The organism is Actinopolymorpha sp. B11F2, from assembly GCF_040195635.1.
Classification (GTDB): Bacteria; Actinomycetota; Actinomycetes; order Propionibacteriales; family Actinopolymorphaceae; genus Thermasporomyces.
Genome location: NZ_JBEFTX010000003.1, coordinates 58,560 through 83,290, shown reverse-complemented (window position 1 = coordinate 83,290; position 24,731 = coordinate 58,560). Strand labels below are relative to the sequence as shown.

Genomic DNA, 24,731 nt, shown 5'->3' with positions numbered 1-24,731 from the left:
ACGTCCGCGATCGTCACCAGTCGCCGCAGGCGCTGGATCACGACTGAGACTCCAGTTCAAGTAGGCCAGCGAGGAAATTCATCCTGGCCGACATCGCAGCGAAGGTGTCGTCGGAAAGTTGCTCGGCAACGCTCAGGAAATGGTCGATCGTCCAGCCGAGACGAAGAGCGTTGGATACCACCATCGACCGTCGGACGAGGTCGAGGTCACCGGACCAGCCAGCTGCACTCAGGCCATCGCAGTACGCCGACTGCATGGCGTGCCAGGCCTCGCTGGGAGACGCCCCCAGGTCGGCTTCGGCGTCGAGGGCGAGATGGCCGGCGTCGTGTCCGATCGGTCCCCAGCCCACGAATGCCCAGTCGATGATGACGACCTCCTCGTCGACAGTGCCGATATTGGCGTGGTGGAAGTCGTGATGCGTCAGGACCTGCGGAAAGTCCTGGAGCTGACGCCGGATCTCCGCCGGGTCGGTGACCCGTACTTCGACGACGCAACGCAGCACCGGGTCGAGGCCCCGGTCGATCGCGGTCGGCCAAGCCGGATGCGCGAGGGTCCGCTCGTTATCGAGCCCGTAACGGCTGACGTGGGTGGGAATCCAGTCCTCGGCCAACCAGGAGCGGTCGCTGTCCAGGTGGGCGACCTGCCACCCAGCCAGCCCGCTGGCAGCCCGCTCGCACACGCGCAGGGGCGCCGGGACGTCGACGGACTCCAGCCACAGGTCGCGGCACTCGTCGTGGTCGTCGATCGCGTAACAGCGCGCCGCACGTACGCCGCCTGGCCAACCCGAGACCGCCAGATCTGACTCGTAGAACGCAGCTTCGCGTCCCCACCACTGCGGATCATCCGATGCGAACCGGCAGCGCCACACCCGACTGTCGCCGAGGTAGCTGGCACCCGTGCGCTTGACCCACACGCTCGAGGGACCGGCACCATTCGGTCGGTCGGCGCTCACCTGCCAGATCCCGCCGTTGGGATAGCCACCGTCGTCACCGAACTGGTCGACGACCCACCCGGTGTCGGCCGCGGCGCCGGTCAAACCTTTCAGCACCTCGTCAGGAGGGATCTGCCGGACCGGGCCAAACCGCGGTCGCTGTGGAGGTTCGGTCACCGGGTGACCCTGACCGGAGGAGTTCATGCCGGCAAGGGTGACACGCTCGGCCTGCTGAGCGCTGGTACGGGTAGACCGGGTAGACGCCATGGCACCAGGGGTCGACAACTCTCGCGGTGGAAGGATCGATGGATGAGCAGACTGATGACGGCGGCGGTTCTGACACGTCACGGTGACCTTGATGCGCTCGAGGTGCGCCGTGACTGGCCCGTACCGACGCCCGGGCCCGAGGAGGTCCTCGTCCGGGTCACCGCGACTGCCGTCAACAACACCGATGTCTGGACGCGTGAGGGCGCATACGGATTGTCCGGGAAGCCGGACGCGCTGGCCGGCTGGCGTGGCCCGCTGTCGTTTCCCCGGGTGCAGGGCGGCGACATCGCTGGTGAGATTGTCGCGACCGGCTCGGACGTGCCCGAACGGATGGTTGGCCAGCGCGTAGTCGTCGATCCCGCCCTCTATCTTGACGAGCGTCCCTCTGCTCCGCCCGTCGGGCTGCTGGGCAGCGAGGCCGACGGGGGCTTCGCCGAGTACGTCGCCGTCCCCGCGAGCCAGGCGCATGACGTCTCGGACTCTCCCTTGTCCGACGAACAGCTTGCCTGCTTGCCGATCGCCTACGGCACGGCGATGGGAATGCTGGTGCGAGTGAACCTCCACGCAGGTGAGAGTGTGCTCGTCACCGGCGCGTCAGGCGGTGTCGGGTTGGCGTTCGTGCACCTGGCTGTCGCCCGCGGGGCCACCGTGCTGGCGCTCACCAGCAGCTCCAAGGCGGATGAGCTTCTCGATGCGGGCGCCAGCCAGGTCGTCGTCCGCGACCGCGGGACTGTCGCCGAGCAGGTCACCGAGGCCACCAGGCAAGGTCTGGACGCCGTGGCCGACGTCGCCGGCGGACCCTGGATCGAGCAGCTCATGCCGCTGTCCAGCCGCGAATCGCTGGACGTCACGCGCTGGAGAACATCCACGATGCGCAGCGGCAGTTCCTGCAGGGTAGGCACGTCGGCAAGGTCGTCATCACGCCCTGACGAGCGTGCTCCGGCGTGCACTCCGGTCAGGGACTGATCAGAGTCCTCACGCACACACATGGCCGCACTCGTGGCACTGCCGTGGAGGTCGGGGCACCGCGCAGCGAGGGCACCGGTGACGAGCTCGACCTCTTCCGGGAGACCGCCGATGACGGGCCCCGACACGTCGTGAATCGTCGGACTCCCGCCCTCGCCGGGGCCGCACCCACCCTCAGCGACCGCCCGACGTAGCGTCGATGCGGAGAAGTGGCATACCGAACGCGGCCACGGTAAGCCACTTCTCCGCATTCGATTCAGGCTCGAGCGAGTGGCGTCCCCTACCGGAACGCCCGCCATCGGTCAGGCCGTACGAGCGGACTGAGGGAAAGTCTGGTGCTCCCCCTCCCAGTCGACTAGGTTAGGACAGGCTTACCTTATTGGAGGTCGCGAATGGGCGCTCCCGTCTCCGGTCGCATCGAGCCGACCGTTCCGGAACGGACCCGGTCCGCCGTCGCCGCGGCGGCTTCCATGACCCTCTCCGCGGACGGGCACCGGCAGGTGCTGCTCGGCCTCCACGCGCTTGACGGTCAGGGTCGGGTCGTCCTTCGCCTACCCACCGACTGCCGGGTGCCAACCGACATCGCTCATGGTCCGAGCGAGGGCCTGCGAGCCGTGGTGGAGTTCACCGACCTGGCACCGATCTCGGTGCGGGACCGGGTTCGCGCCAAGGTCACGTTTGCCGGACGGCTGGCCCCTGTTCCTGCCCGCGATGCGACGGACCCGATCGCCGCTCGGCTGGATCCTGAACTGATCACGTTCAAAGAGAACGGCGGCAGTGTCACTGTCAGTCCCGACGAACTCGCCTCGGCAGAAACCGATCCACTGGCCGCGCATGAGGCCGACCTGCTTCTGCATCTGGCCGACGCCCACGCCGACCTCGTAGCAAAGCTGACCCGCCTGATCGATCCGCGGCTGATGCACCACGTCATCCGGGTGCTGCCCCTGGCAATGGATCGCTGGGGGATCACCCTTCGGCTCGAATACACACGCCACCACAACGATGTCCGCCTGCCGTTTCCCGTACGACTGACCGACGTCGCGCAGGTGGGCCCGCAGTTCCGCGCCCTCCTCACGCGCGCCAACCTCTGCCCCCGTCGCCGACGACTGCGCGCCGAGCGATGACCGCTGCCACCCTCCCAGCGGGATCGGGTGATGTCGCGGCCATCATCCGCGCGACACCGCTGGCGGAGGCAATCTGTTCGCCGCGCCAGGTCGACCCACTCGAGCATGTGCCCAGAGGAGCCACTTCCACCATGACCAGAAGCAGGGCCGACTACCACGACGTCGAGGTTGTCCACACGCAGCGGCTGACGCGACACATGATCCGCGTCGTCCTCACCGCCGACTCACTCGCCACGTTCGGCGACGACCTCCACACCGACGCCTACGTCAAGATCACCTTCGTCAAACCCGAACTCGGGCTGACGCCGCCGTACGATCTCGCCGAGCTACGACAACGGCTCGCACCCGACGACATGCCCGTGCGCCGCACCTACACGGTGCGCTGGTACGACCAGCAGAAGCGCCAGCTCGCCATCGACTTCGTGGTCCACGGAGACGAAGGCGTTGCCGGGCCGTGGGCCGTCGCCGCCAGACCCGGTGATCGCCTGGTGGTCTCCCGGCCCGGTGGCGCCTACACGCCCAGCGCCGAGGCCGACTGGCACCTGCTGGCCGGAGACGAAGCTGCCCTCCCCGCCATTGCGGCGGCGCTCGAGGCGATGCCCGACAATGCCGTCGGCGACGCGTTCATCGAGGTGGACTCCACCGAGGACCACCAAGAACTCACCCACCCGGACGGCGTCCTCGTCCACTGGCTGCACCGGGACGGCGTTCACGCGGGAACGTCCACCGTGCTCGTCGACACGGTTACCAAGAGTCCGTGGCGGGAGGGCCGGGTGCAGGTGTTCGTGCACGGTGAACGCGGCATGGTCAAAGAACTCCGGAACTACCTCAAGAACGTACGAGGCCTATCGCGGGACCAGCTCTCGGTGTCCGGCTACTGGGCGTACGGAAGGACCGAAGACCGGTTCCAGGCCGAGAAGCGCGAACCCATCGGGCAGATCCCGCTCGACTAGGGGGTGTCCCGTGGACACCACCTAGTCGCGGAGGTCGAGCCAGCGCACCTCCGCCGGCGTGAGCTCGACATCGAGGGCGGCGTAGGAGTCGCGGGTCTCGCTGAGCTGCTGCGGACCGATCAGCGGGAACGCGGGGAAGTCCTGCGCGAGGACATACGCCAACGCGATCGCGACCGCCGAAACCCCGCGCTGGCTGGCGAGGGTCTCGGCACGCTCCTTGCGGAGGAAGTTGTCCTCGCTGTACCAGCAGCGCACGAGATCGGGGTCGGAGTGATCGTCGGGGCTGGATCGTCCGGTGAAGAAGCCGCGCGCCTGGCTCGACCACGGAAACAGCGCCAGCTGGTGCTCCTCGAGCCACTGGCGCGGTTCGGGGTCTGAGGCGGCAAGGCAGCCCTCCCACGGCGGCTCGACCATCCGCGCCAGGCTGAAGTTGTTGCTCAGCGCCACGAATCCCTTCCTGTCATGGGACTGCGCGTACGCGTTCGCTTCGACGAGCCGGTCCGTCGTCCAGTTCGAGCCACCATAGGCATGGATCCGGCCCGCCCGGTGGAGTTCGTCCAGCACATCGACGAACTCCCCGACAGGAACGTCGATGTTGTCCCGATGCATGAAGTACAGGTCGACATGGTCGGTCTGCAGCCGCTCCAGGCTCTCGGCCAGTTGGCGACCGATCGACTCGGGGTCGCAGTGCGGGGTGTGCGCTCCCTTGCCGATCACCACGATCTCGTCCCGGTTGCCGCGGTTGCGCATCCACTGCCCGAGCAGCCGCTCGGTCATGCCACGGCCATAGATGTACGCGGTGTCGAAACAGTTGCCGCCGCGCTCGACGAAGTCGTCGTACAGCACACTCGCGTGCGACAGGCCGCGCCCGCCCGCGCCCATGACGAGCTTGGAGATCTTCTTTCCCACCCCCGTCACCTCGCCGTAGCGCATCCGGTGGTCGGATCCGGCGCGGACCGGCCGCCCGTGGACGGGCGGGATGTTGGCGTCGATCCGCTCCGCGTCGTACTCCAGCCCGATCGCCGCCCGCCAACGGTCCAGCGTCGCCATGTTTCCGAGCGTGTCGGCCCAACTCATCGCCGGGGCCTGCCGAGCCTCCAGGTGTGAGGCCACGGTGTCGGCTTCCAAGGCGTACGGTCGCTCGGCGGCGAACTCGAAGATCTCCGGATCCGCACCGACCCGGTGGACCTCGATGGTCGTGGGACTTCCATCCCTGCCAGCGCCCCACGGAGACCCGACGACGAGATAGCCCTCGCTGCCGAAGACGCGTACGGCGTTCTCGGCGGACCTACGTACGCCCGTCGCCACGTGGGCGGTGATGGACGGATCGGATCCGGAAGCGGCGAACCGCAACGTCGCCACGGCCCACTCGTCGATCCGGTTGTCGCGCCCGATGAGACCGACTCCCTCGACCTCGTCGGGATCGGCGAAGGCCTGGCCGCGCGCGGCACCAGCCAGCAGCCGCGCCATCGACGTCGCATAACCTCCGACGTCGAGAATGCCGCCGCCCGCGAGGTCCTGGCGGAACAGCCGATTCGCCGGATCTCCACTGGACCCGAACGCGAACGTCGCCTGGATCTGGTGGACCGCGCCGATCGCACCCGAACGGATCAGCTCCGCAAGCCGCACGGTCCGCGGGTTGCAGCGGTACATGTACGCCTCCATGGCGAACACGTCGTGCCTGCGCGCGGCCTCGAACACCGCCGTCGCCTGCGCGTGGTTGACCGTGAGCGGCTTCTCGCACAGCAGGTGCTTACCCGCCTCGGCGGCGCGAATTGCCCACTCCGCGTGCTGCGGATGCGGCGTAGCGATATAGACCGCGTCCACGGTGTCGTCCGCGAGGAGTTCGTCGTAACTGCCGTACGCGTGATCCGCGCCATGCTGGTCGGCGAACGACTTGGCCCGCGCGAGGTCCCGGCTGGCCACCGCCACCAGCCTGCCGGTCTCGGAGCTCGGCAGGTCAGCCGCGAACCGTCCGGCAATCCGGCCCGGACCGAGAATTCCCCAGCGCACGTTCTGCGTACTCATACGTCGTCCCCTCGTCCCTCGTCATCCGACCGGGCCGCCCGCTCGTCACCTCGCTCAAGATTCGACGAAGTACTGCTCCGGATAGGCCGGGCCCGGTGTGGGGTATCTCCACGACGCGATCATCGACTTCGGCACGTTGTGGAAGTCCTTCCGCTTGATGCCGTAGGTCCCGATCGGAAGGACGGTGCCCATCACCCAGAACTCGTCGGCCGCGATCTGCAGGATCTCCATGAACAACTCGTGCCGTCTCTCCGGGTCGACGGTCAGTCCGATCTCGTCGTACAGCTCCATCTGCCGGCGGGCCGCCTCCGGCGGCTCCTCGCCTTCCTCCCCGCGCGTGACGTACCACGTCATCCACAGAAGCGCGAAGTTCGACTCGTTGTTGACCGGGAAGTACCACCGCGGGTCGACCATCCCGTCCCGCATGCCGCCGTCACCGGTCCACACGCTGGCGTCGTGCTTGTTGGCTTCCTTGCGCGTGTAATAGAGGGACCGGTCGATGGTGTGGAGGTCCATCTTCACACCCACGTCTTCCCAGTAGCTCCTGACCAGTTCGAGTGCGTCGATCTGGGTGGGCTCCTCGGTGATCACGTCGATGTGGAACGAAATGCGCTTGCCGTCCGGACGCAGCCGGAATCCGCCGGAGTCGCGCTCGGTGTAGCCGGCCTTGTCCAGGTGCTGGTTGGCCAGGTCCACGTCGTACGACGTGAACTGCGTGGCGAGTTGTTCGTGGTAGAACTCCGACTCCTTACGCGGAGCCGCCTGCCAGGGCTCGCCCTGCCGTTGGTACACCGCGGTGATGATCTCCTCGCGGTTGATCGCGTGAGAGAGGCCGATGCGGAAGTCGCGGTTCTGGAACACCTCCGCGAGTTTGCGGTCGGGGTGGTTCAGATTGAGCGCGATGACCGTCTTGTTCATCGTCGAGTCCAGCCCGTCGACGAACTCGTACCCACCCTTGTCCCGGTTCGACGCGAGCACAGGCTTGTTCTTCGGCGTACCGAGGTTCGGGTTGTAGAACGTCGGCGGGAGGAACTCGAACTCGCCGTCCATCGCACGCAGGAGAGCTGCCTCCTGGTCCGTGATCACGTGCCGGACGATCCGATCCAGGTAGGGAAGCTGACGGCCCCGCGGGTCGGTCTTCCAGTAGTACGGGTTGCGCGACAGCACCATCCGGGTGTCCTGCTGGGTGATCTCCGTGGTGTGCCACGCGGTCAGCAGCGGCACCTCCGGCTGCCAGATGTTGCCGATCCAGCCCAGTGAGCCGCCCTTCTCACCGAACAGTTCGTACCACGTGTCGAACTTTTCTTCCTTCAGCAGCGCGTCGATGTTCTTGTTGTACTTCGGATGGAACTGCTCGAAGTAGTGCTTGGCGGTGATGGTCAGGACGTGGGCACCGTTGGACGCCAACTGCTCGAGGAACAGGCCGTTCGGAGTCGTGAAGACGAAACGGAACGTGTAGTCGTCGATCACTTCCAGTTGCGCGGCTTTGCCGCCGGTGACGAAGAAGGACGGCGGTGCGGAGAATGCCTCCTCGTTGAGCACCACATCGTTGTAGGCGAAGGCGATGTCCTCGGTCGTGAACGGCTCTCCGTCGGACCACTTCATACCTTCCCGAAGGTGGAACGTGTACTGCCGGCCGTCGTCGTCGATCTCGAAGGACTCGGCGACGTTGGGAAGTACCTCGCTCCAGTCCGGACTCCACCGCACCAACCACTCGTAGTAGACCTCCGCGCCACCGCCGGGCGGAGGGCTGTCGCCGAACAGGTCCCATTGTCCGCCGTAGGTCCCGAGCCGGTCGGTCGGCTCGACCACCATCGGGCTGGCGGGAAGCCGCTTTCCGAGCGGCGGAAGATCGCCGGCCTTGACGAGTTTGGTCAGCTCGGGCGCTTCCTTGGCATCCAGGGCGCCGTCCGCACCGTCACCTCCACCGCTCCTTCCCTGTGGATCGGTGGACAGCAGGTCGCAGCCGGCCGCGAACATGGCGGCCGCCGCGAGCCCACCCGCCCTCAGTACATGTCGGCGTGACGGGTCACGCGGGACGAAGGTCTCCCGGTACCTCATCGGGCCGTCGGCTCTGTCCAAGCTCTCGTTCATCGCGTCCGCCTCCTACCTCGGGGACGAGGCTAGGGCGGTCGGTTGTGCGCGTATACGGCTGCGACCGGCCATCTTCGGACGGTGCAAGCCACGCCTCGCCCGATTGCACGCGAAGGTCTGTGCCGTCTGGTGGCTCCGTGCTGAGCGGTCCGGACCACTCCTTGGCAGCGGTACGAGATAGTTCGATCGCAGAGAGTTGTCGGCAACCAACTGTGCCACCACAGCGTCTTCACTGCGGGGGGAGCGCGCGTCGTGCTCACGGAACCCCTACCTGGAGCTGTAGGGACACCTAGATGCGCGGCGCACACCAACCGACGGAGTCAGGCGGATGACCGTCACCGCTTGGGCCATCCTCGAACCTTCCTCCGCCACGACGTTGGCGATGCGGACGGGTTTCGGCACCGTGCGCGCCCCCCGGTCTCACGGCCTTCACGATCTCCCCCGGCGAACGCCTCGCCCCTTGGCGGCTCGGACGTTCGTGGGCTCCAGCACCGGCACCTGTCGATGTCCGCCGGGTTCCCCACCTTCATCCTCAACAGCGCAGCCGCCATGCGGCTCACCGGGCACAGCAGGGAAAGCTATGAACCTTTCGAACATCGTCGTGTGCTCCTTCTATACTTCGGACGATTATTACCGGGGACATGCTGCCTCACTCCGAAAGAATCTCGAGCGTATCGGCGTCGCCTACAAACTCGAGGAGATCGAGAAGGCGCCCGGTGAGGAATGGCCCGACATCTGCCGCAAGAAGATCGGGTTCCTGGCCCGGGTTTGCGACGAGCAGCCGGACAGGAAGGTCTTCTGGATCGACGTCGACTGCGCCCTGCTGGAATTGCCTACGTATGTAGCCGGGTTCACCGCCGACATCATCGGCTTCCAGCGCGGGTTCGGCTCCCCCATGCGCATCGGGTACGCCAACCGCACCAGGTTCTGGGAACCCTGCTTCTTCGGGATCAACACCACGCCGAGTGCGCGGAAGTTCATCCATGACGCCCACCTGCTAGAACAGAGTGCCGAGATCAAGGCCACGGATGACTACTTCTTCGAAGAGTCATGGCGCTCCAACGCATCGCGTCTGTCGTTCCAGGTCATTCCCTCCATCGCCGTCATCTCCAAGGCACCAGCTACCCCCCAGGGCGTGGCCACATTCTTCTCGTTCGGCGCCAGCGGCAACGTCCAGGCCTACAAGCACAAGGTGAAGCAGCATGGTCGCACCGGTGGCACCGGTGGCACCGGTGGCACCGCCAGAGTGCGCCGTGTCGGTGGGATGCGGCATCAGGCGCTCCGGGCGGCGAAGCTGATCGAAAGGAGACTTCCCGCACGGGCGGCGGCATCTCTGCGCAAGATCGCGGACAACCTCGGTCTCACGCATGTCTTGACCGGCGGTGGCCTGGATGCCGACCGGTACCTCCCGAGCGGGGTCACATCCCCGCACCGCAACCGCCTGATCAACGAAATGATCATGGCTGGTCAGCGAGGTGAGGTGTCCCGGGTCGATCAGGCGTTCAGCCGGCTGGCCTCGAGCGGGATACCGTCCGAGTCGGAGATCGCCGCGAAGCGGGCGGCCGACGCGTTTTCGGTGTACGCGAGCAAGAACTCAGACGCGGACCCGATCAGACTGGCCTGGTGGCCGCGGCCGTTCCCCGGGAACTTCGGCGATTGGTTGAGCCCGCTGGTCCTCGACGCCAGAACAGACCGGTCCGTCGTCTACCAGAGCCCCACGGCGCCCACGAGCGAGCCGCACATCTTCTCGATCGGCTCCATCGGACGGTTCATCAAACCCAGCTCGATCGTCGTCGGCACGGGCATCAGCAGTACCGACGTCGAACTCGACCGGAAGGCGCGCTACATCTCCGTCCGTGGTCCCCTCACAGCCGAGCTTGTCCAGCAGTGCGGCGGGCCGAACATCGAGAGCTTCGGCGACCCCGGGGCACTCCTCTCCCGCATCATCCCGGTGGAACGCGGGCTGACGAACGGCAGGATCGCCCTGGTGCGGCACCACCGGCATGCCAGTCTGCCGACTGCGCTCGCCGACAACATGGACGAGCTCAGCGTCTGCCTGTCACACCCCCAGGCGATCCGTTCGTTCGTGACGGAACTGAACGGGTACGACGCCGTGGTCACCAGTGCGATGCATGTGATGATCATCTGCCACAGCTACGGCATCCCGTGCTGCCTGATCACCTTCGAGGGCTTTGAGTCGGCCGTGCACGGCTCCGGAATCAAGTACAAGGACTACGCGCTGGGCGCCGGACTCGAGGCCGTGTACGAACCCATTCCGATCTACACGGATCTGCGCCGCGTCAACTTCGAGTCCATGATCTCGAAAGAGAAGATCACCGAAAGCAAGTTGGATGAAATCGAGCAGGCCATCGCCGCCGGGGTCTCCACGTACCTTTTGACAAGCGGCTAGGTCCGCATGCTCGCGCACCTGCTCGCCGCGTTCAGGAGGCTGTTCACCACCTGCAAGAGTCGGGTGGTGGTCGGCCTTCTCATCGTGGTCACCGCGACGCTTCCGGTCGCGGAGATGCTGGTGCTCAGGCTGTTCTCGTCACTCATCATCGATGGTCCGGAGACCTTCACCCAGGACACCAACGGTGCGATTCTGCAGATCGCCATCTTCTTCCTTGCCTTCGGTCTCACCCGAGGTGTCCATCACCTGGTCCGGCTGGTACGCGTACGTGTCTTCCGAGATGGCTTCGCGGTCTCGGGGCGAACCCGCAGTCCCAGCCAGGAGAGCTGGGAATGGGCACTGGCGTTCGAGTTGTCCGGCGTCCTCGTCAGCCTGGTTCAGGCCGTGATGTTCAGCACGCTGTTCCTCTTCATCGACTGGCCCACGGGAATGGTCAACATCCTGGTGGTCGCCGTGGTGCTGGCCCTGGTCTCGGCGATCTACCGTCGGCAGTTCGCCCTGCAGAAGGACTACATCAAGATGGGCAGCCGCCCGGGAACCGTCGCGATTTCCCAACGAGTGGGCGAGCGAGTGCGAGATGCGGAGTTCGGTGCGATGCTGGCCAGCGCGGCCATGGCGCTCGTACTCGTGTACATGCTGCTCCGCACCCTCGTCGGCGACATCTCCAGCGCGAACGCCATCGTGCTGTTCCTCGGTCTACGTCTACTCTCCGGGCAACTCGGGACGCTCTCGGCCAGCATCATGCGGTTTGCTCGTGCATCGGCTCGACGAGGGGCGGACTGAGCCATGTCGAACGCACCTCTCCTCACGATCGCGTACTCAACCCTGGCCGCGAGGGCGCACCACATCTCGTTGACGGGTACCGCTCCGGACATCGAGGTGCTGGTGTGCGTTCAAGGTGGATCCCCGACAGGCGACGGCGCGTTGGCGCGTGCCCGCATCATCCCCGTTCCCGGAACGGGTGTGGCCAAGAGCCGAAACGCGTCCATCGATCATGCGCGCGGTCGCTACCTGCTGTTCTGCGATGACGATGTGGCGGTGAACTTCCCCGGAGTTGCTCAGGGAATCCGCCACTTGCAGCGAACCGGCCATGCGCTGGCTCTCGGGCAAGGGCTGGACCCGTCCGGATCGTTGCGGAAGAGGTATCCACGGCACGTGACGCCCCTGACTCCCTTCAACTCGGCGAAGGCGGCGACGTACGAGATGCTGATCGATCTGTCGCAGGTCCGGGCCAAAGGCGTACGTTTCGACGTGCGCTTCGGCGCGGGTACGGACCTCCATCTCGGCGACGAGTACATCTTCATCGTGGATCTGTTGCGGGCTGGGCTTTCCGGTGATGCCGTACCACTGATCTTCGGTACGCATCCGCGGGTGAGCTCCGGCGCGCAGTGGGGCAGCCCAGCGGACAGTCACGCCCGGGCGGTGGCTCTCAACCGGGTCTTCGGCCGGTGGGCATTGCTTGCGCGTATGGCGTTCGGTCTGAAGAACCGCGCAAAGTTCGGTGGCCGACGTGCACTCATTGCGTTCATCACCGACAGGTCTCAACCACCCGCCGCCGAGCCGATACCCTGGCGGCCCACCGTGGCACCGGGCGCTACCTCTGAGCCCTGACGGCCCTCCTCGAGACGGAGCGAAGAGTCCTTATGAGCTCGGTGGTCTCAGGTCAAGCGCAGTGTCGAGCCAGGTGCGGTCCCAGGTTCCTGTCGCGATCGCCGCCCGGTCGCTTTCTTCGCTACGGGACTTCTGCTCGGCGGCGTCGGTCACCTCTTCGGCCATCGCTCGCGGGATGACAGCGACGCCGTCCTCGTCCCCCACCACCAGATCACCGTCATCGACGGCAAGACCCGCGATCGCGACGGGGCGGACAGCCCGGCGACCGGTCCGATGCCCGGCGCTCCGGCCCAGCGGCCGAACGCGTCGGACACCAGCGACGTCGAGAGAGCGCGCAACCTGGTCACCAGACCCGCGGACGGTGCCGGCCTGGCGGGATGGACGACGCAGGGCACGGACATGGGCACTCCCTCTCAGGTCGGAGACCGCGAACGCGATGCCTCGCTACTGGTCGATGAAGTACTGGGAGACCTGGGTGACCCCCGGGTACATGAATGCCATCCACATGTCGTCCGGCACGTTGCGGAAGTTGTTCTTGACCACGGCGTAGTAGCTCTCGGGCAGGCTGATGCCGATCGACCAGAACTCGTCCCGTGCGATCTCGATGATCCGTCGCATGGGTTCGAACATGTCCTCCACGTTGGTCTTGGTGACGACCTCCTCGCGGTAGATCTCGATCTGCCGCAGCATCGCCGCCGGGGGTTCCTCCTGTGGTGTGGCGCCCGTGAACCAGTTGGCCCAGAGGGGGGCGTACAGCGAGTTCCCGCTGGAGGCGAACAGCCATCGTGGGTCACGGATCATGTCCATGTAGCCGAGCTGACCGGCATCTGCCGTGGAGTCGTACTCGTTGGCCTCGAGCCGGTCGCCGACCAGGGTCGGATCCACGTTGTCGATCCGCAGTCCGACGCCGACCTTCTCCCAGGTGGGCTTGATCATCTGGAGAGCGTCGACGATCAACGTGTAGCGGCTCGGGGTCAGCACGGTCACGATGATCGGTTCCCCGTCCGGCCCCAGCCGGATCCCGTCCTTGTCGCGTTCGGTGAATCCGGTCTTGTCGAGATACTCACTCGCCAGGTCGAGGTCGAACTCCGTGTACTGCGTACCGAAGTCGTCGGACTCGTAGAACGGAACCTCTGGCCGGGGCGCGGTCTGCCACGGCCGGCCCTGCCGCTGATGAACGACGTTGATGATCTCCTGCCGGTTGATGGCATGCGACAGGCCGATGCGGAAGTTCTTGTCCCGGTAGACCTGGCGTCTGGCCTTGTTCGGGTTGGTCAGATTCAGGCAGAGCCCCATCGTGTTGAGATCGGACGTGGTGACGTCCATCAGTCGGTACCCGCCGGTCTTGGCAGACTGCGCGAGGACCGGCTTGTTCTGCGGCGTCGTGGTCTCCGCACGCATGTACATGTCGATGTCGCCGTTCGCCGCGTTGAGCAGCAACGTCTCCGGGTCGTTGAAGAAGGTGAACGTCGCCTCGTCGAGGTAGGGGAGCTGGCTCCCTTTCGAGTCGACAGACCAGTAGTAAGGGTTGCGCCGCCAGGTCATGCGGCGGCCATCGTTGAACGGGCGGGTGGGTACCCACGGCGTGAGCGTGGGGAGGTCAGGATTGTTCAACCAGTCCTGCTTCTGGAAGAAGAGCTCCACCCAGTCCGGGACCTTGGCCTCAGCGACCAACTCATCGACGTTCGGGTTGTACTTCGGGTGGAACTGCTTCAGATAGTGCCGCGGAGCAAGCATCTCGAACGAAGTCCAGAACCACGCGAGCTCGTGAAGAAACAGGCCGTGGGGCTCTTGGAAGACGAACGACACGTGCTGGTCATCATGCTTCTCGACCCGTACCGGCTTCTCGTCGTCGCCGTATTGCGGACCGACGACCGGGGTCAGCTCGGAGTTGGTGAGCACCGCGTCGTGCCAGAACACCAGGTCGTCGGCAGTGAACGGCTCGCCATCGGACCATTTCATCCCCGACCGGAGGGTGAAGTTGAACTCCCGGGCATCATTCGCGACCTCGAAGGACTCGGCGACGAACGGGACGATCTTCTGCCACTGCGGATCCCAGCCGACCAGATGCTGGTCGTACCGCATCGTCATGTACAGCCAGCCCGGGTCGGTGCTTTCCAGAGCGGTGCGCCAGGTTCCGCCGTACTGACCGATCCGCTCGACAGGGTCGATCACCCTAGGCTCATTCGGCAGTCGCTCCTTCACCGGCGGTAGCTCGCCCTTCTTCACGAGCCGGGTCAGGCTCGGCGCCTCCGGCCCGTTGGTGCCGCCTCCGGCCTGTCCGCCGCCGGCCTTGCGCGTGGGGTCGGTCGCCAACAGGTCGCACGAGGTGAGCAGGGCGGCGGTCCCCATCGCTCCGATCGACATGAACTCCTTACGCGAAAGGCGTCTCGTCATCTATGCCGTCCCTTGGTGAGATGCGGATGACACCACTGCGACCACACGAGGTCCCGGAAGCCGGGCTCTTACCCGAAGGGCGCTCACGTCGAGCGCCAATTCTAAGGAATGGAAGGTCAATTTCATTGTCGGGAAATTATCGGCGGTGTCTGGCCGGTGTCAACGCTCGCCGCCGGATGTGGCCGAGCGGCCACAACCCGCAAGAGCAGGGTGCACGTGACCGGCTCGACCCATCCGCCCTCCGCGCCGGCGCCGGCACGTAGGTCAGCCGTACGACGCAGGCCTTCGTCACTGGTGGGTTGAGGGCCTATTCCTGTACGGGGTCGTAGAAGATCAGTGACGTGCCGTTGTTGTCCTTGATGCTGAACTGGCGGCCGCCGTAGAAGGGTTCATACAGGTCTTCCTCGAAGCGCACTTCCGGTTCATCAACCCTGTCCGGCTCCGTCATCACCCTGAGCTGGCGCTGCTTCAGCCAGTCGTACAGCTCTGTGATCCGTTTGGTGACGAACCAGAGCGTCGGCGCCTGCGAGGCCGGTTCGCCGAAACGATTGAAGTGGATCTCCGCAGCGCCGATCGACAAGATGACGTAGTCCAGTTCACCGTCCTGCTCGTGGCTCGTCACCACCTTGAACCCGATGGATGTGTACCACGCCACCGTCTCAGCGAGGTTGGGTGCGGACATGCCGATCGAGAGCTTCCTGATCGACTGGCCAAGAGCGTCAGCGCTCGACCGCTCGGCCTGGCGCGGCTCCTCGGCTCCGGCGGCTTTGAGCAGGCGCATTCCTTCTCGATCGCCACGCAGCATTGCGATCATCAACGGCGTGCGGCCCTTGTCGTCCTTCGCGTCGACCTCGGCGCCATGCTCGATCAGGAGCTCGAGCATGGGGTACTGCCGGTCCTTTCCTGACAACCCGTCCGGCGGCGCCAGCGCGGCGTGGAGTGGCGTCTGCCCGTTCTCGAACCGCGAGCGGCGGCGGAACAGGCACTCAGGATCCTCCTCGACCAGGCCTTCGACGATCTCCAGATCACCGAGAGCAATCGCGGAGAAGATGTGATGGCGGGCCCCACGCTCGAGCAGCAGGTTGACGACCGCCTCATTACCTTCATGTGCCGCCCAGCCGATCACGTCGGCCTGGTGCACATCTCCCGCGCCCTGCACGTCAGCCCCCGCGTCGAGGAGAACCCGGACACTGTCCAGATGCCCTCGCCCGGCGGCAAGGTGCAACGGGCTGGCGTTGTCGCCCACGTCGCGCACGTGGGGATCGGCACCGTGCTCGATCAAGAGGCGCAGCGCATCTGGGTGGCGCACCGCGAGGTGCAGCCCCGTGCTGCCTTCCGAGTTTCGCTCGCGAACCAGGCCGGGATCGATCTGCAGGTGCATGCGCAGGGCGTCGACGTCTCCCGTCGTGCACGCGCCGAAGAAGTCGGCCGTGCTCGGAGCACGTCGCCGATCAACCTCCGCCTTCAGTGCCCGCCAACTCGAGAAGCCGTACTCGCGGGCAATCGCCTGCTGGGTGTCGGCGAGTTTTGTCGCCGGGCGAGTCGTGCGTAATGCGACCAACCGCTCCTTGGCGAGCTTGCGCAGGTACACCAAAGATGGTCGTTCGGGCAGATTTCGGGTGGGCATGGGCACGTTCCTTCCACTCTGCCCGGCGTCCGCTACTCACGGGCTGGAAGTCAGCGCGCCACGGTCGAGGTGGACGTGAACGGGTGGGTTCGACCCTTCACGCGGACCGTCGGCCGCCCATGTCGGCCGGCACAGATCTTAGTCCAGGGAAGACAGGGCACAGGCAAGTGCTGACGGATGTCCCCCTTCGATGCGGACTGGTATGGAATCGGCCGGAACGCGCCCGGCCCGCCTGATACTTGATTGATTCCAGAAACTGCGCCAAACTTCGGAGCGTGCCAACGACTTCGGACCTCGAGCGGATGGTGCGCGGGGCCGCACTGCGGGTCACCCGACCGCGGATCGCGGTGCTGTCCGCGGTGCACGACCATCCCCACTCCGACACGGAGTCGATCATCGGTGCCGTTCGGGAGAACCTCGCCGGGGTGTCCCACCAGGCCGTCTATGACGTACTGCGGGTGCTGACCGACGCGGGTCTGGTGCGGCGTATCCAGCCGCGCGGCTCCCTGGCGCGCTACGAGGCGCGGGTCGGGGACAACCACCACCACGTCGTCTGTCGGACGTGCGGTGCCATCGCCGATGTCGACTGCGCGGTCGGCAACATCCCCTGCCTGACGGCCGCTGATGACTCGGGCTACGAGATCGACGAAGCCGAGGTCATCTACTGGGGCCGATGTCCCGAGTGTGTCGCGGCGAACCAACCAGCCACCAGATGAGAACAGCGAGACAGGAGAAGGACCAACGTGTCTGACCGCGGTAGCGAAAGTGAGAACCCAGCAATCTCCGCGCCGACTCCCACGCCGACTCGGCCCAGGACGAACCAGGACTGGTGGCCGAATCGGCTGAACCTGCAGGTACTCCACCAGCACTCGCCCCGATCCAGTCCGATGGGTGAGGACTTCAACTACGCAGAAGAGTTCAAGACCCTCGACCTCGACGCGCTGAAACGAGACATCGTCGAGGTGATGACGACGTCGCAGGAATGGTGGCCGGCTGACTACGGCCACTACGGACCGCTCTTCATCCGGATGAGCTGGCATGCGGCGGGCACCTACCGCATCGCCGACGGCCGGGGTGGCGGCGGCGCCGGCACGCAGCGATTTGCCCCCCTCAACAGTTGGCCCGACAACGCGAGCCTCGACAAGGCGCGCCGGTTGCTCTGGCCGGTCAAGCAGAAGTACGGCCAGAAGATCTCCTGGGCCGATCTCCTGGTCTTCGCCGGAAACTGTGCCCTGGAGTCGATGGGGTTCAAGACGTTCGGCTTCGGGTTCGGGCGCGAGGACATCTGGGAACCCGAGGAGATCATCTGGGGGCCTGAGGACACCTGGCTCGGAGATGAGCGCTACAGCGGCGACAGGGAACTCGCGGGACCTCTTGGCGCCGTGCAGATGGGCCTGATCTACGTGAATCCCGAAGGCCCCAACGGCAACCCGGATCCGCTGGCCGCCGCCAGGGACATTCGCGAGACCTTCCGCCGGATGGCGATGAACGACGAGGAGACGGTCGCGCTGATCGCCGGCGGCCATACGTTCGGCAAGACCCATGGTGCGGGTCACGCGGAGAACGTCGGGCCCGAGCCGGAGGCGGCGCCCCTCGAGGAGCAGGGCCTCGGCTGGCGGAACACCTTCGGTAGCGGCAAGGGCGCGGACACGATCACCAGCGGCCTCGAGGGTGCCTGGACGCCGACCCCGGTGACGTGGGACAACAGCTTCTTCGAGACTCTGTTCGGCTACGAGTGGGAGCTGACCAAGAGCCCTGCCGGGGCGCACCAGTGGAAGCCGAAGGACAGCGCCGGTTCCGGCACTGTGCCCGACGCCCACGACTCGTCGCGGAGCCACGCGCCGACGATGCTGACGACGGACCTCGCGTTGCGCTTCGACCCGGTCTACGAGCCGATCTCGCGGCGCTTCCTCGAGCACCCGGACGAGTTGGCCGACGCGTTCGCCAAGGCGTGGTACAAGCTGTTGCACCGCGACATGGGCCCGGTCTCCCGCTACCTCGGCCCATGGGTTCCGGAGCCGCAGCTGTGGCAGGATCCCGTCCCCGAGGTCACCCATGAGCTCATCGCGGACGAAGACATCGCTGCCCTCAAGGGCACGCTCCTCGCATCGGGCCTGTCCATCTCCCAGCTGGTCTCCACCGCGTGGGCGTCGGCGGCAAGCTTCCGCGGCACCGACAAGCGTGGCGGGGCCAACGGGGCACGGATCCGCCTTGCACCGCAGAAGGACTGGCAGGTCAACAGCCCGGCCGAGCTCGCCAAGGCGCTCCAGGTCCTGGAGCAGGTCCAGCGGGACTTCAACAGCGCGCAGCCAGGCGGGAAGCAGGTCTCGCTCGCCGACCTGATCGTCCTCGGTGGGTGTGCGGCCGTCGAGCAAGCGGCGAAGAACGCCGGGCACGACATCACCGTCCCGTTCGCGCCGGGGCGTACGGACGCCTCGCAGGAGCAGACCGACGTGGAGTCGTTCGCCGTGCTCGAACCGACCGCAGACGGGTTCCGCAACTACGTCCGAGCCGGGGAGAAGTTGCCGGCGGAGACCCTGCTGCTGGACCGGGCCAATCTGTTGACGCTGACCGCTCCCGAGATGACGGTTCTGGTCGGCGGCATGCGTGCCCTGAACGCCAACGTCGGACAGGCCCAGCACGGCGTCTTCACCGACCGGCCCGGGACTTTGACCAACGACTTCTTCGTGAACCTGCTCGACATGAACACCGAGTGGAAGGCGTCCGAGTCGCAGGAGTTCGTGTACGAGGGTCGTGATCGCGCCAGCGGCGAGATCACCCGGACCGGCACCGCCATCGACCTCGTCTTCGGCTCCAACTCCGAGCTCCGAGCCCTCGCTGAGGTCTACGCGGCCAACGACGCGCAGGAGAAGTTCGTACGCGACTTCGTGGCGGCCTGGGACAAGGTCATGAACCTCGACCGGTTCGACCTCGCCTGACACCGATGTCCAGGTCGGCCGCACCTCAGGCCGACCTGGACATCCCCGGCCGGATGGCTTCCGGAGTCCCTCGAAAAGGTTGGCGAGCTGTGTCGATCCACGACTTTCCCCGTTCGACCTAGGGGTAAGCGGGCCCGAGAGAGGGACCCCGGACAAGCCAGGAGACAGAACCATGAAGTACATGCTGATCATGCGCGCCACCGACGAGACGTACAAAGCGTTCCAAGACGTCGATTTCAACGAGATCATCGAGGCGATGGGCCGGTTCAACGACGAGATGATCCGTGCCGGCGTGCTGATCTCCGCCGAGGGCCTCGACGACGCCGCACAAGGTGTGGTTGTGGATTACTCGTCCGACCCGCCGGTGGTCACCGATGGTCCCTACGGCGAGACCAAGGAGCTGTTCGGGGGCTTCTGGATCCTCAACGTCGCCTCCAAGGAGGAGGCCGTGGAGTGGGCGAAGCGGGCGCCGATGGCCGGGCCGGGCGCCAAGGCCGAGATCCGTCGGGTCTCGACGATCGACGAGTTTCCCCAGGACAACGAGTGGATCAAGAAGGAGCGGGCGTGGCGCGAAGCCACCGGTCAGCTCTGAACGGATCGACCGGGCGAGTCGGGGATGGCTGATCCCACCGGCCGTGAGGCCGTCGGGGCTGTCTGGCGGATCGAGTCCGCCCGGATCGTCGGTGCGCTCGCCCGGTACACCGGCGACTTCGCGCTGGCCGAGGACCTCGCCCAGGAGGCGCTGGCCGAGGCACTGGTGACCTGGCCACGCGAGGGTGTGCCCCGCAACCCGGCGGGGTGGTTGCTCACCGTCGGCCGGCGCCGCGCGATCGACGCCTTCCGCCGGCGCTCCGCCCTTGACGCGCGGTACGCCGCCCTCGCTCAGAACCTGGGCGAGGGCGGCGTCGTCTCGGGGAGCGCGCCCGCCGATCCGGTCCGAGACGGCGAGGACGTGCTGTGGGATCCGGACCAGATCGACGACGACATGCTCGCGTTGATGTTCATCTCCTGCCACCCGGTGCTGTCGCGGGAGGCGAGAGTCGCGCTCACCTTGCGGGTGGTCGGCGGTCTGACGAGCGACGAGATCGCCAAGGCGTTCCTCGTCCCGACCGCGACCGTGCAGGCCCGAATCACCCGGGCGAAGAAGACCCTCGGAGCGGCCCGGGTGCCGTTCGAGGTGCCACCGGCGAAGGAGCGGACCGAGCGGCTCGGATCGGTGCTCACCGTGGTCTACCTGATCTTCACCGAAGGGTCCTCGGCCAGCTCCGGTGAGGATCTGATCCGACTCGACCTCGCGAGCGAGGCACAGCGCGTCACGCGGATGCTGGCCCGGCTGGTGCCGAACGAACCCGAGGTCCACGGCCTGCTGGCTCTGCTGGAGCTGACCGCGGCGCGCTTCCCCGCCCGCATTGGATCGGACGGTGAGCCGATCCTGCTGGAACACCAGGACCGCCGCCGCTGGGACCGCGCCGCGATCCGCCGGGGACAAGCCGCGCTCGCCCGCGCGGAGCAGGTCGGCCGGGGCCTGGGCGCGTACGGCCTGCAGGCCGCGATCGCCGAATGCCATGCCGTCGCCCCGTCCGTCGACGCGACGAACTGGGAACGCATCGTGCTCCTCTACGAGGCACTCGGCCGGCTCGCGCCGTCGCCTGTGGTCGACCTCAACCGGGCGGTGGCGGTCTCCATGGCCCAGGGACCGGCCGCGGCGCTGCCCCTCGTGGACGAGCTCGTTGCCGCCGAGGTGCTGTCGAGCTCGCACCTGCTCCCGACGGTTCGCGGCGAGCTGCTCACCCGCCTGGGACGCATCGACGAGGCGCGCGCCGACCTGCAGGTCGCCGTACACCTGTGCGGCAACGACCGCGAACGCGCCGTGCTGGAGCGTAAGGTCGCCGACCTCGGCTGACCGGCTCACGACCGGAACCTGTCAGCCGCCTGCCGCGCCGCAGCCGCGACCTAGCCGGTTCGGTACACGGCGATCTCGGTCATGGTCGGGGTGTAGACCTCGGTGGCGATCTGCTCGGTGAGCGCCACCCGCAGTCGGGAGGTCGTGACGCTGCCGAAGCCGGTCACGGTGAGGTCGTGGCCGATGCCGCCGTCGTGGCTCGCGAACGTCACCCACTCGCCCGTCCCGGCGTCCCACCGCTGCAGGTCGAACGACTGCACCCGCGGGTTGGTGCCCCCGTCGGTGTACTCGTCCAGGTACACCTCGTCGAACGTGGTGTCCCCTCCGAAGTCGATGTCGAGCGTGATCGGGTAGGCCGCGTCGTCGGCCGCCGCCCACCGGGTCGTCAGGTCGCCGTCGGTCAACTTCTCCGCGCCGAGCGTGCCGCCTGCCCCCGGGTGGGTCGAGCTCGCGGTGACCGGCTTGCCGAGCGCGAGGTTGACCCGGTTGCCGGGCTCCTCCTCGATCGGGTCGTCGTCCACCGGGTTGGTGACCTTCTCGCCGATCCGGCTCTCCGCGATGCCGATGTCCGGTGCGTCGCCGTAGTAGATGTGCGTACCGAGGAAGTCCTCGGATCCCAGGTGCGCGTTGTACCGGCCGGCGTCGATCAGCGGGGACTCATCACGTAGCCGGAACTGGGCCGCGGCCTTCCGAATCCTGTCCACGCCCGCCCCGGTGAGGTATGAAGTTGGGTTGCCCACGAACCTCGGGTCGACCCGCAGCCCGTTCGGGTCCGCCGGTTCCTGACTGGAGTGGCTGCCGCTCGCCTCGTAGAAGTCGTTGTTCGAGAACACCGCGTGGCGCAGAGCGTCGGTCCGGCGGTACCACGGCGTCGGCTCAGTCGTCGAGTAGTTGTAGAAGATGTTGTTCAGGAAGTAGACCCTGGACAGGAACGTCTCGTCGTGGAAGTAGTCCATTTCCGCGCCGTTGTAAACAAAGGTGTTGTTCACGAAGTACGTCGGTGAGTAGTTCGTCGACAGCATGTTCTTCACGAGCACGCCGTTGTCGTTGACGCTCAGGTTGTAGCGGGCGACCGAGTTGGAGCTGTTGCCCATGTACGACATCCAGCCGGCCGGGTTGTCGTGTGAGTAGTTGAACTGGTACGTGACGTTGAAGTTCGTGTACTCCAGGTCCCACGGGGTGCCGTCGAACTCGTTGTACGGGCCGCCGTAGACCTCGTTGTACTGCATGACCGAGTCAGCGCCCGCCCACAGATACAGCGCGACGGACACGGAGTTGTAGCGCTCGAGGAACCCGTTCACCTCGTTGTACTCAACCGTCATGTTCTTGGTGTTGGCGAGCTGGATCGCGCCCTGGCCGATACTCTCGGCGTAGTTGTGGCCGATGTAGACGTCCCGGCTGTAGAGGTCGCGGGTGCGCACCCACAGCTGTTCCCAGCCCTCGTGCCACTTCCCATTCTCGTCGTACTGTCCGGAGTCGGCTGTGCGGTCGCCGAACCAGTTGAACGCGAACTGGATGGCGTGCAGCTCGACGTTCTCGAAGGTGTTGTTCTCGATCCGGACATCCTGGAAGTAGTAGCCGCCGGTGCCGTACTCCCGGTAGTTGCGGCTGCCGAAGACCTGGAAGTTGATGCCGCCGTAGTGCATCTGCTGCCAGAAGCTCGGGCCGTCGGTGTTGTGGACGTAGACATCGAAGATGCGGAAGTGGTCCATGATGTTGTCCGCGCCGTCGGCCAGGAGGTCGGCGTTGATCGACACCATGATTCCGTCGCGAACGACGCGTTCTGTGGTGATGTCGGTCGCGAAGTCGTCGTCGTTGGACAGCTCGACGTTGTTGATCTCGAAGTACTGCTGGTTGCGCAGCACGATGGCGCCGGTCAGGCCCACCGTCTCGGGATTCTTCGTGCCGTCCGCGTTGAACGGGCTTGGCACGTTGCCGTTCGTCGCGATGTACGGCCGGCCGGCGCGCGGATCGCCGTACGCCGAGATGGTGATCGGCCGGCCTGCACTGCCCGAGCCCTTCGGCCACAGTTGCTCGTCATGCCACTGCTCGCCGGCCTTGAGCAGGATGCGGTCACCGGGGGCGAACGTCGTCGCGTTTGCCTTGGCGAGACTGCGCCAGGCGGACTCCGGCGATGTGCCGCCGGCGTTGTCGGAACCACTCGTCGCGTCGATGAAGTAGTCCGTGCCGCCGTTCGGGTTGGGCGTGTTGCCCGGCCAGCTCGGCTTGGTGGCGGCGGCGACGCCGCTTGGAGCTGCGGCGGCCGGCATGACGGTCACGAGCGATCCGGTGAGGAGCGCGGCGAGCAGGGCGACGAGGCCCCTGCGGAGCGCCCGCGAAGAGGGTCGTCGGCGTGTCGGCGCTCCGGGGGGTGGTGGTGCGGTAGCGACAGGTTTCATTCCTGCACATCCTTTGCGTTGATGGCGTCCAACGCCTCGGCGTCGACCTCGATGTCGCTGGTGGCGATCCGGTGCTCGACGTACTGGTTGAACCTCTCCTCGATGAGTGCCTGGCGGATGCGCCGGGAGTAGTCGGCGAGCGCTGCGCTCTCATCGACGGTCCTGCCGTCGAGCTCGTAGTAGGTGATCTGGCCAGTGCCCATCACCGGGGCGGAGATCTCCCCCGGGGCGAGGTTCCCGAGCAGCGTCATGAGGTCCTGGTCGTGGGCGTTCGCCCCTGTCAAGCCGCCGTCGTACGTATCGGTCGTGAGCATGGCACCGGGCTCCCGGGCGGCGACGTCCGCAAGTCGCCCGGCGGCGGCGACTCGCCGGTTCAGGCGTGCCGCGTAGTCCGTGGAGGCGCCGTCGCCTTCGGGCACCCGGACGACGAGCTTCGAGTAGCTGTAGGTGGTCGCGTTGGCGCTCCACGCCTCCCGGTCCGCGTCGAACGCGCGCCGGACATCGACGTCGTCGACCCAGAGCGGGTCACCGGCGGCGGCGCTGAGTCGTTCCTTCAGTGCAGTCGTGATCTCGGTGAGCCGGTGTGAGTAGTACTCCTCGGGCGAGAACGCCGTGACGCCGTAGACGACCTCGCCCCTCGCGAGGGCGTCGGCACGTCGCTCGTTCTCGTCGGCCAGCTGGGCGAGGAAGTCCTCGTGGTCGATCGCGACGCCGAGCCCGCGCTCCTCGGCGAGAATGAGTGTGGCCTTGTCGCGTTTGATCTCGTCGAGCGCACGAGTGGTGAGCTGGTCGAGGGCGGTGCCGTCGCCGACCGGCGTGGTCCAGTCGATCGCGCCCTGCAGTCGATGCTCGTTGCGCAGCTCGTTCTGAATCGTCGGTTCGAGCCGCCGCAGGTGGAAGAGCAGCTCGTCCCGGGTCACGGTGTACCCGTCGATCGAGGCGACCTCGCCCGCGGGGCGGGCGAGCACGATGCCGGTGACCGCAAGCGCGGCAATGGCTACACCTACGCCGGCGCTCAGGGCGGCGACGGCCCGGCGCGACAGCCTGCTCACCCGCACCCTCCTGCCGCTGGCCCGATCGCG

At 66.5% G+C, this 24,731-nt stretch carries 18 protein-coding genes; 10 read left to right on the top strand and 8 right to left on the bottom strand.

Annotated elements, in window-relative coordinates; all coding sequences use genetic code 11:
• Positions 1-37: 37 nt before the first annotated feature.
• The gene (locus ABN034_RS06800) at positions 38-1,135 is read right to left on the bottom strand and encodes a phosphotransferase (protein ID WP_349690130.1); all 1,098 of its coding nucleotides are present in this window, start codon (positions 1,133-1,135) and stop codon (positions 38-40) included.
• Between the two features lie 105 nt (positions 1,136-1,240).
• Here ABN034_RS06800 and ABN034_RS06795 point away from each other — a divergent pair, with 105 nt between their 5' ends.
• From ABN034_RS06795 to ABN034_RS06785, 3 genes are all read left to right on the top strand, one after another.
• Positions 1,241-2,164 (top strand): alcohol dehydrogenase catalytic domain-containing protein, encoded by a 924-nt coding sequence (locus ABN034_RS06795; RefSeq protein ID WP_349690129.1) that lies wholly within the window; start codon positions 1,241-1,243, stop codon positions 2,162-2,164.
• A gap of 617 nt (positions 2,165-2,781) precedes the next feature.
• Positions 2,782-3,288, top strand: coding sequence for a DUF2470 domain-containing protein (locus ABN034_RS06790; RefSeq protein ID WP_349690128.1), 507 nt, complete (start codon positions 2,782-2,784; stop codon positions 3,286-3,288).
• Positions 3,289-3,419: 131 nt separating this feature from the next.
• Positions 3,420-4,241: a siderophore-interacting protein gene (locus ABN034_RS06785; protein WP_349690127.1), complete on the top strand. Its 822-nt coding sequence runs from the start codon at positions 3,420-3,422 to the stop codon at positions 4,239-4,241.
• A gap of 21 nt (positions 4,242-4,262) precedes the next feature.
• On the opposite strand, the gene ABN034_RS06780 is transcribed toward ABN034_RS06785, so the two are convergent.
• Together ABN034_RS06780 and ABN034_RS06775 are read right to left on the bottom strand one after the other, a co-directional pair.
• Positions 4,263-6,269 (bottom strand): aldo/keto reductase, encoded by a 2,007-nt coding sequence (locus ABN034_RS06780; RefSeq protein ID WP_349690126.1) that lies wholly within the window; start codon positions 6,267-6,269, stop codon positions 4,263-4,265.
• 54 nt (positions 6,270-6,323) lie between these two features.
• Positions 6,324-8,363 carry an ABC transporter substrate-binding protein gene (locus tag ABN034_RS06775; RefSeq protein ID WP_349690125.1) on the bottom strand — a complete coding sequence of 680 codons (2,040 nt, stop codon included), beginning with the start codon at positions 8,361-8,363 and terminating at the stop codon, positions 6,324-6,326.
• 580 nt (positions 8,364-8,943) lie between these two features.
• Between ABN034_RS06775 and ABN034_RS06770 the strand changes: the two genes are divergently transcribed.
• The 3 genes from ABN034_RS06770 to ABN034_RS06760 are packed head-to-tail and all read left to right on the top strand — an operon-like array spanning position 8,944 to position 12,384.
• Positions 8,944-10,773 carry a polysaccharide pyruvyl transferase family protein gene (locus ABN034_RS06770; protein ID WP_349690124.1) on the top strand — a complete coding sequence of 610 codons (1,830 nt, stop codon included), beginning with the start codon at positions 8,944-8,946 and terminating at the stop codon, positions 10,771-10,773.
• A 6-nt stretch (positions 10,774-10,779) separates the two neighbouring features.
• Complete coding sequence (locus ABN034_RS06765) at positions 10,780-11,556, top strand: hypothetical protein (RefSeq protein ID WP_349690123.1); 777 nt, start codon at positions 10,780-10,782, stop codon at positions 11,554-11,556.
• A 3-nt stretch (positions 11,557-11,559) separates the two neighbouring features.
• A complete protein-coding gene (locus ABN034_RS06760; RefSeq protein WP_349690122.1) occupies positions 11,560-12,384 on the top strand; it encodes a glycosyltransferase in 825 nt (274 codons plus the stop codon).
• 30 nt (positions 12,385-12,414) lie between these two features.
• Here the strand turns inward: ABN034_RS06760 and ABN034_RS06755 are convergent, their stop codons facing one another.
• The 3 genes from ABN034_RS06755 to ABN034_RS06745 form a co-directional block, all read right to left on the bottom strand.
• Positions 12,415-12,591: an RraA family protein gene (locus ABN034_RS06755; RefSeq protein ID WP_349690121.1), complete on the bottom strand. Its 177-nt coding sequence runs from the start codon at positions 12,589-12,591 to the stop codon at positions 12,415-12,417.
• Between the two features lie 237 nt (positions 12,592-12,828).
• Positions 12,829-14,781, bottom strand: coding sequence for an ABC transporter substrate-binding protein (locus ABN034_RS06750; protein WP_349690120.1), 1,953 nt, complete (start codon positions 14,779-14,781; stop codon positions 12,829-12,831).
• A 307-nt stretch (positions 14,782-15,088) separates the two neighbouring features.
• A complete protein-coding gene (locus ABN034_RS06745) occupies positions 15,089-16,162 on the bottom strand; it encodes an ankyrin repeat domain-containing protein (RefSeq protein WP_349690119.1) in 1,074 nt (357 codons plus the stop codon).
• Positions 16,163-16,710: 548 nt separating this feature from the next.
• On the opposite strand from ABN034_RS06745, the gene ABN034_RS06740 reads away from it, so the two are divergent.
• The 4 genes from ABN034_RS06740 to ABN034_RS06725 all read left to right on the top strand — a co-directional run bounded on the left by ABN034_RS06740 (position 16,711) and on the right by ABN034_RS06725 (position 21,250).
• Entirely contained in the window at positions 16,711-17,124 is a 414-nt protein-coding gene (locus ABN034_RS06740; protein WP_349331396.1) for a Fur family transcriptional regulator, read from the top strand.
• Between the two features lie 27 nt (positions 17,125-17,151).
• Positions 17,152-19,347: a catalase/peroxidase HPI gene (gene katG / locus ABN034_RS06735; protein WP_502878980.1), complete on the top strand. Its 2,196-nt coding sequence runs from the start codon at positions 17,152-17,154 to the stop codon at positions 19,345-19,347.
• 172 nt (positions 19,348-19,519) lie between these two features.
• Positions 19,520-19,939: a YciI family protein gene (locus ABN034_RS06730; protein ID WP_349690118.1), complete on the top strand. Its 420-nt coding sequence runs from the start codon at positions 19,520-19,522 to the stop codon at positions 19,937-19,939.
• Between the two features lie 24 nt (positions 19,940-19,963).
• A complete protein-coding gene (locus ABN034_RS06725) occupies positions 19,964-21,250 on the top strand; it encodes an RNA polymerase sigma factor (protein ID WP_349690117.1) in 1,287 nt (428 codons plus the stop codon).
• 50 nt (positions 21,251-21,300) lie between these two features.
• Here ABN034_RS06725 and ABN034_RS06720 read toward each other — a convergent pair whose 3' ends face one another.
• Entirely contained in the window at positions 21,301-23,649 is a 2,349-nt protein-coding gene (locus ABN034_RS06720; protein WP_349690116.1) for a discoidin domain-containing protein, read from the bottom strand.
• Complete coding sequence (locus tag ABN034_RS06715; RefSeq protein ID WP_349690115.1) at positions 23,646-24,701, bottom strand: hypothetical protein; 1,056 nt, start codon at positions 24,699-24,701, stop codon at positions 23,646-23,648. The genes ABN034_RS06720 and ABN034_RS06715 overlap by 4 nt, the downstream gene beginning before the upstream one ends.
• Between the last annotated feature and the right edge of the window lie 30 nt (positions 24,702-24,731).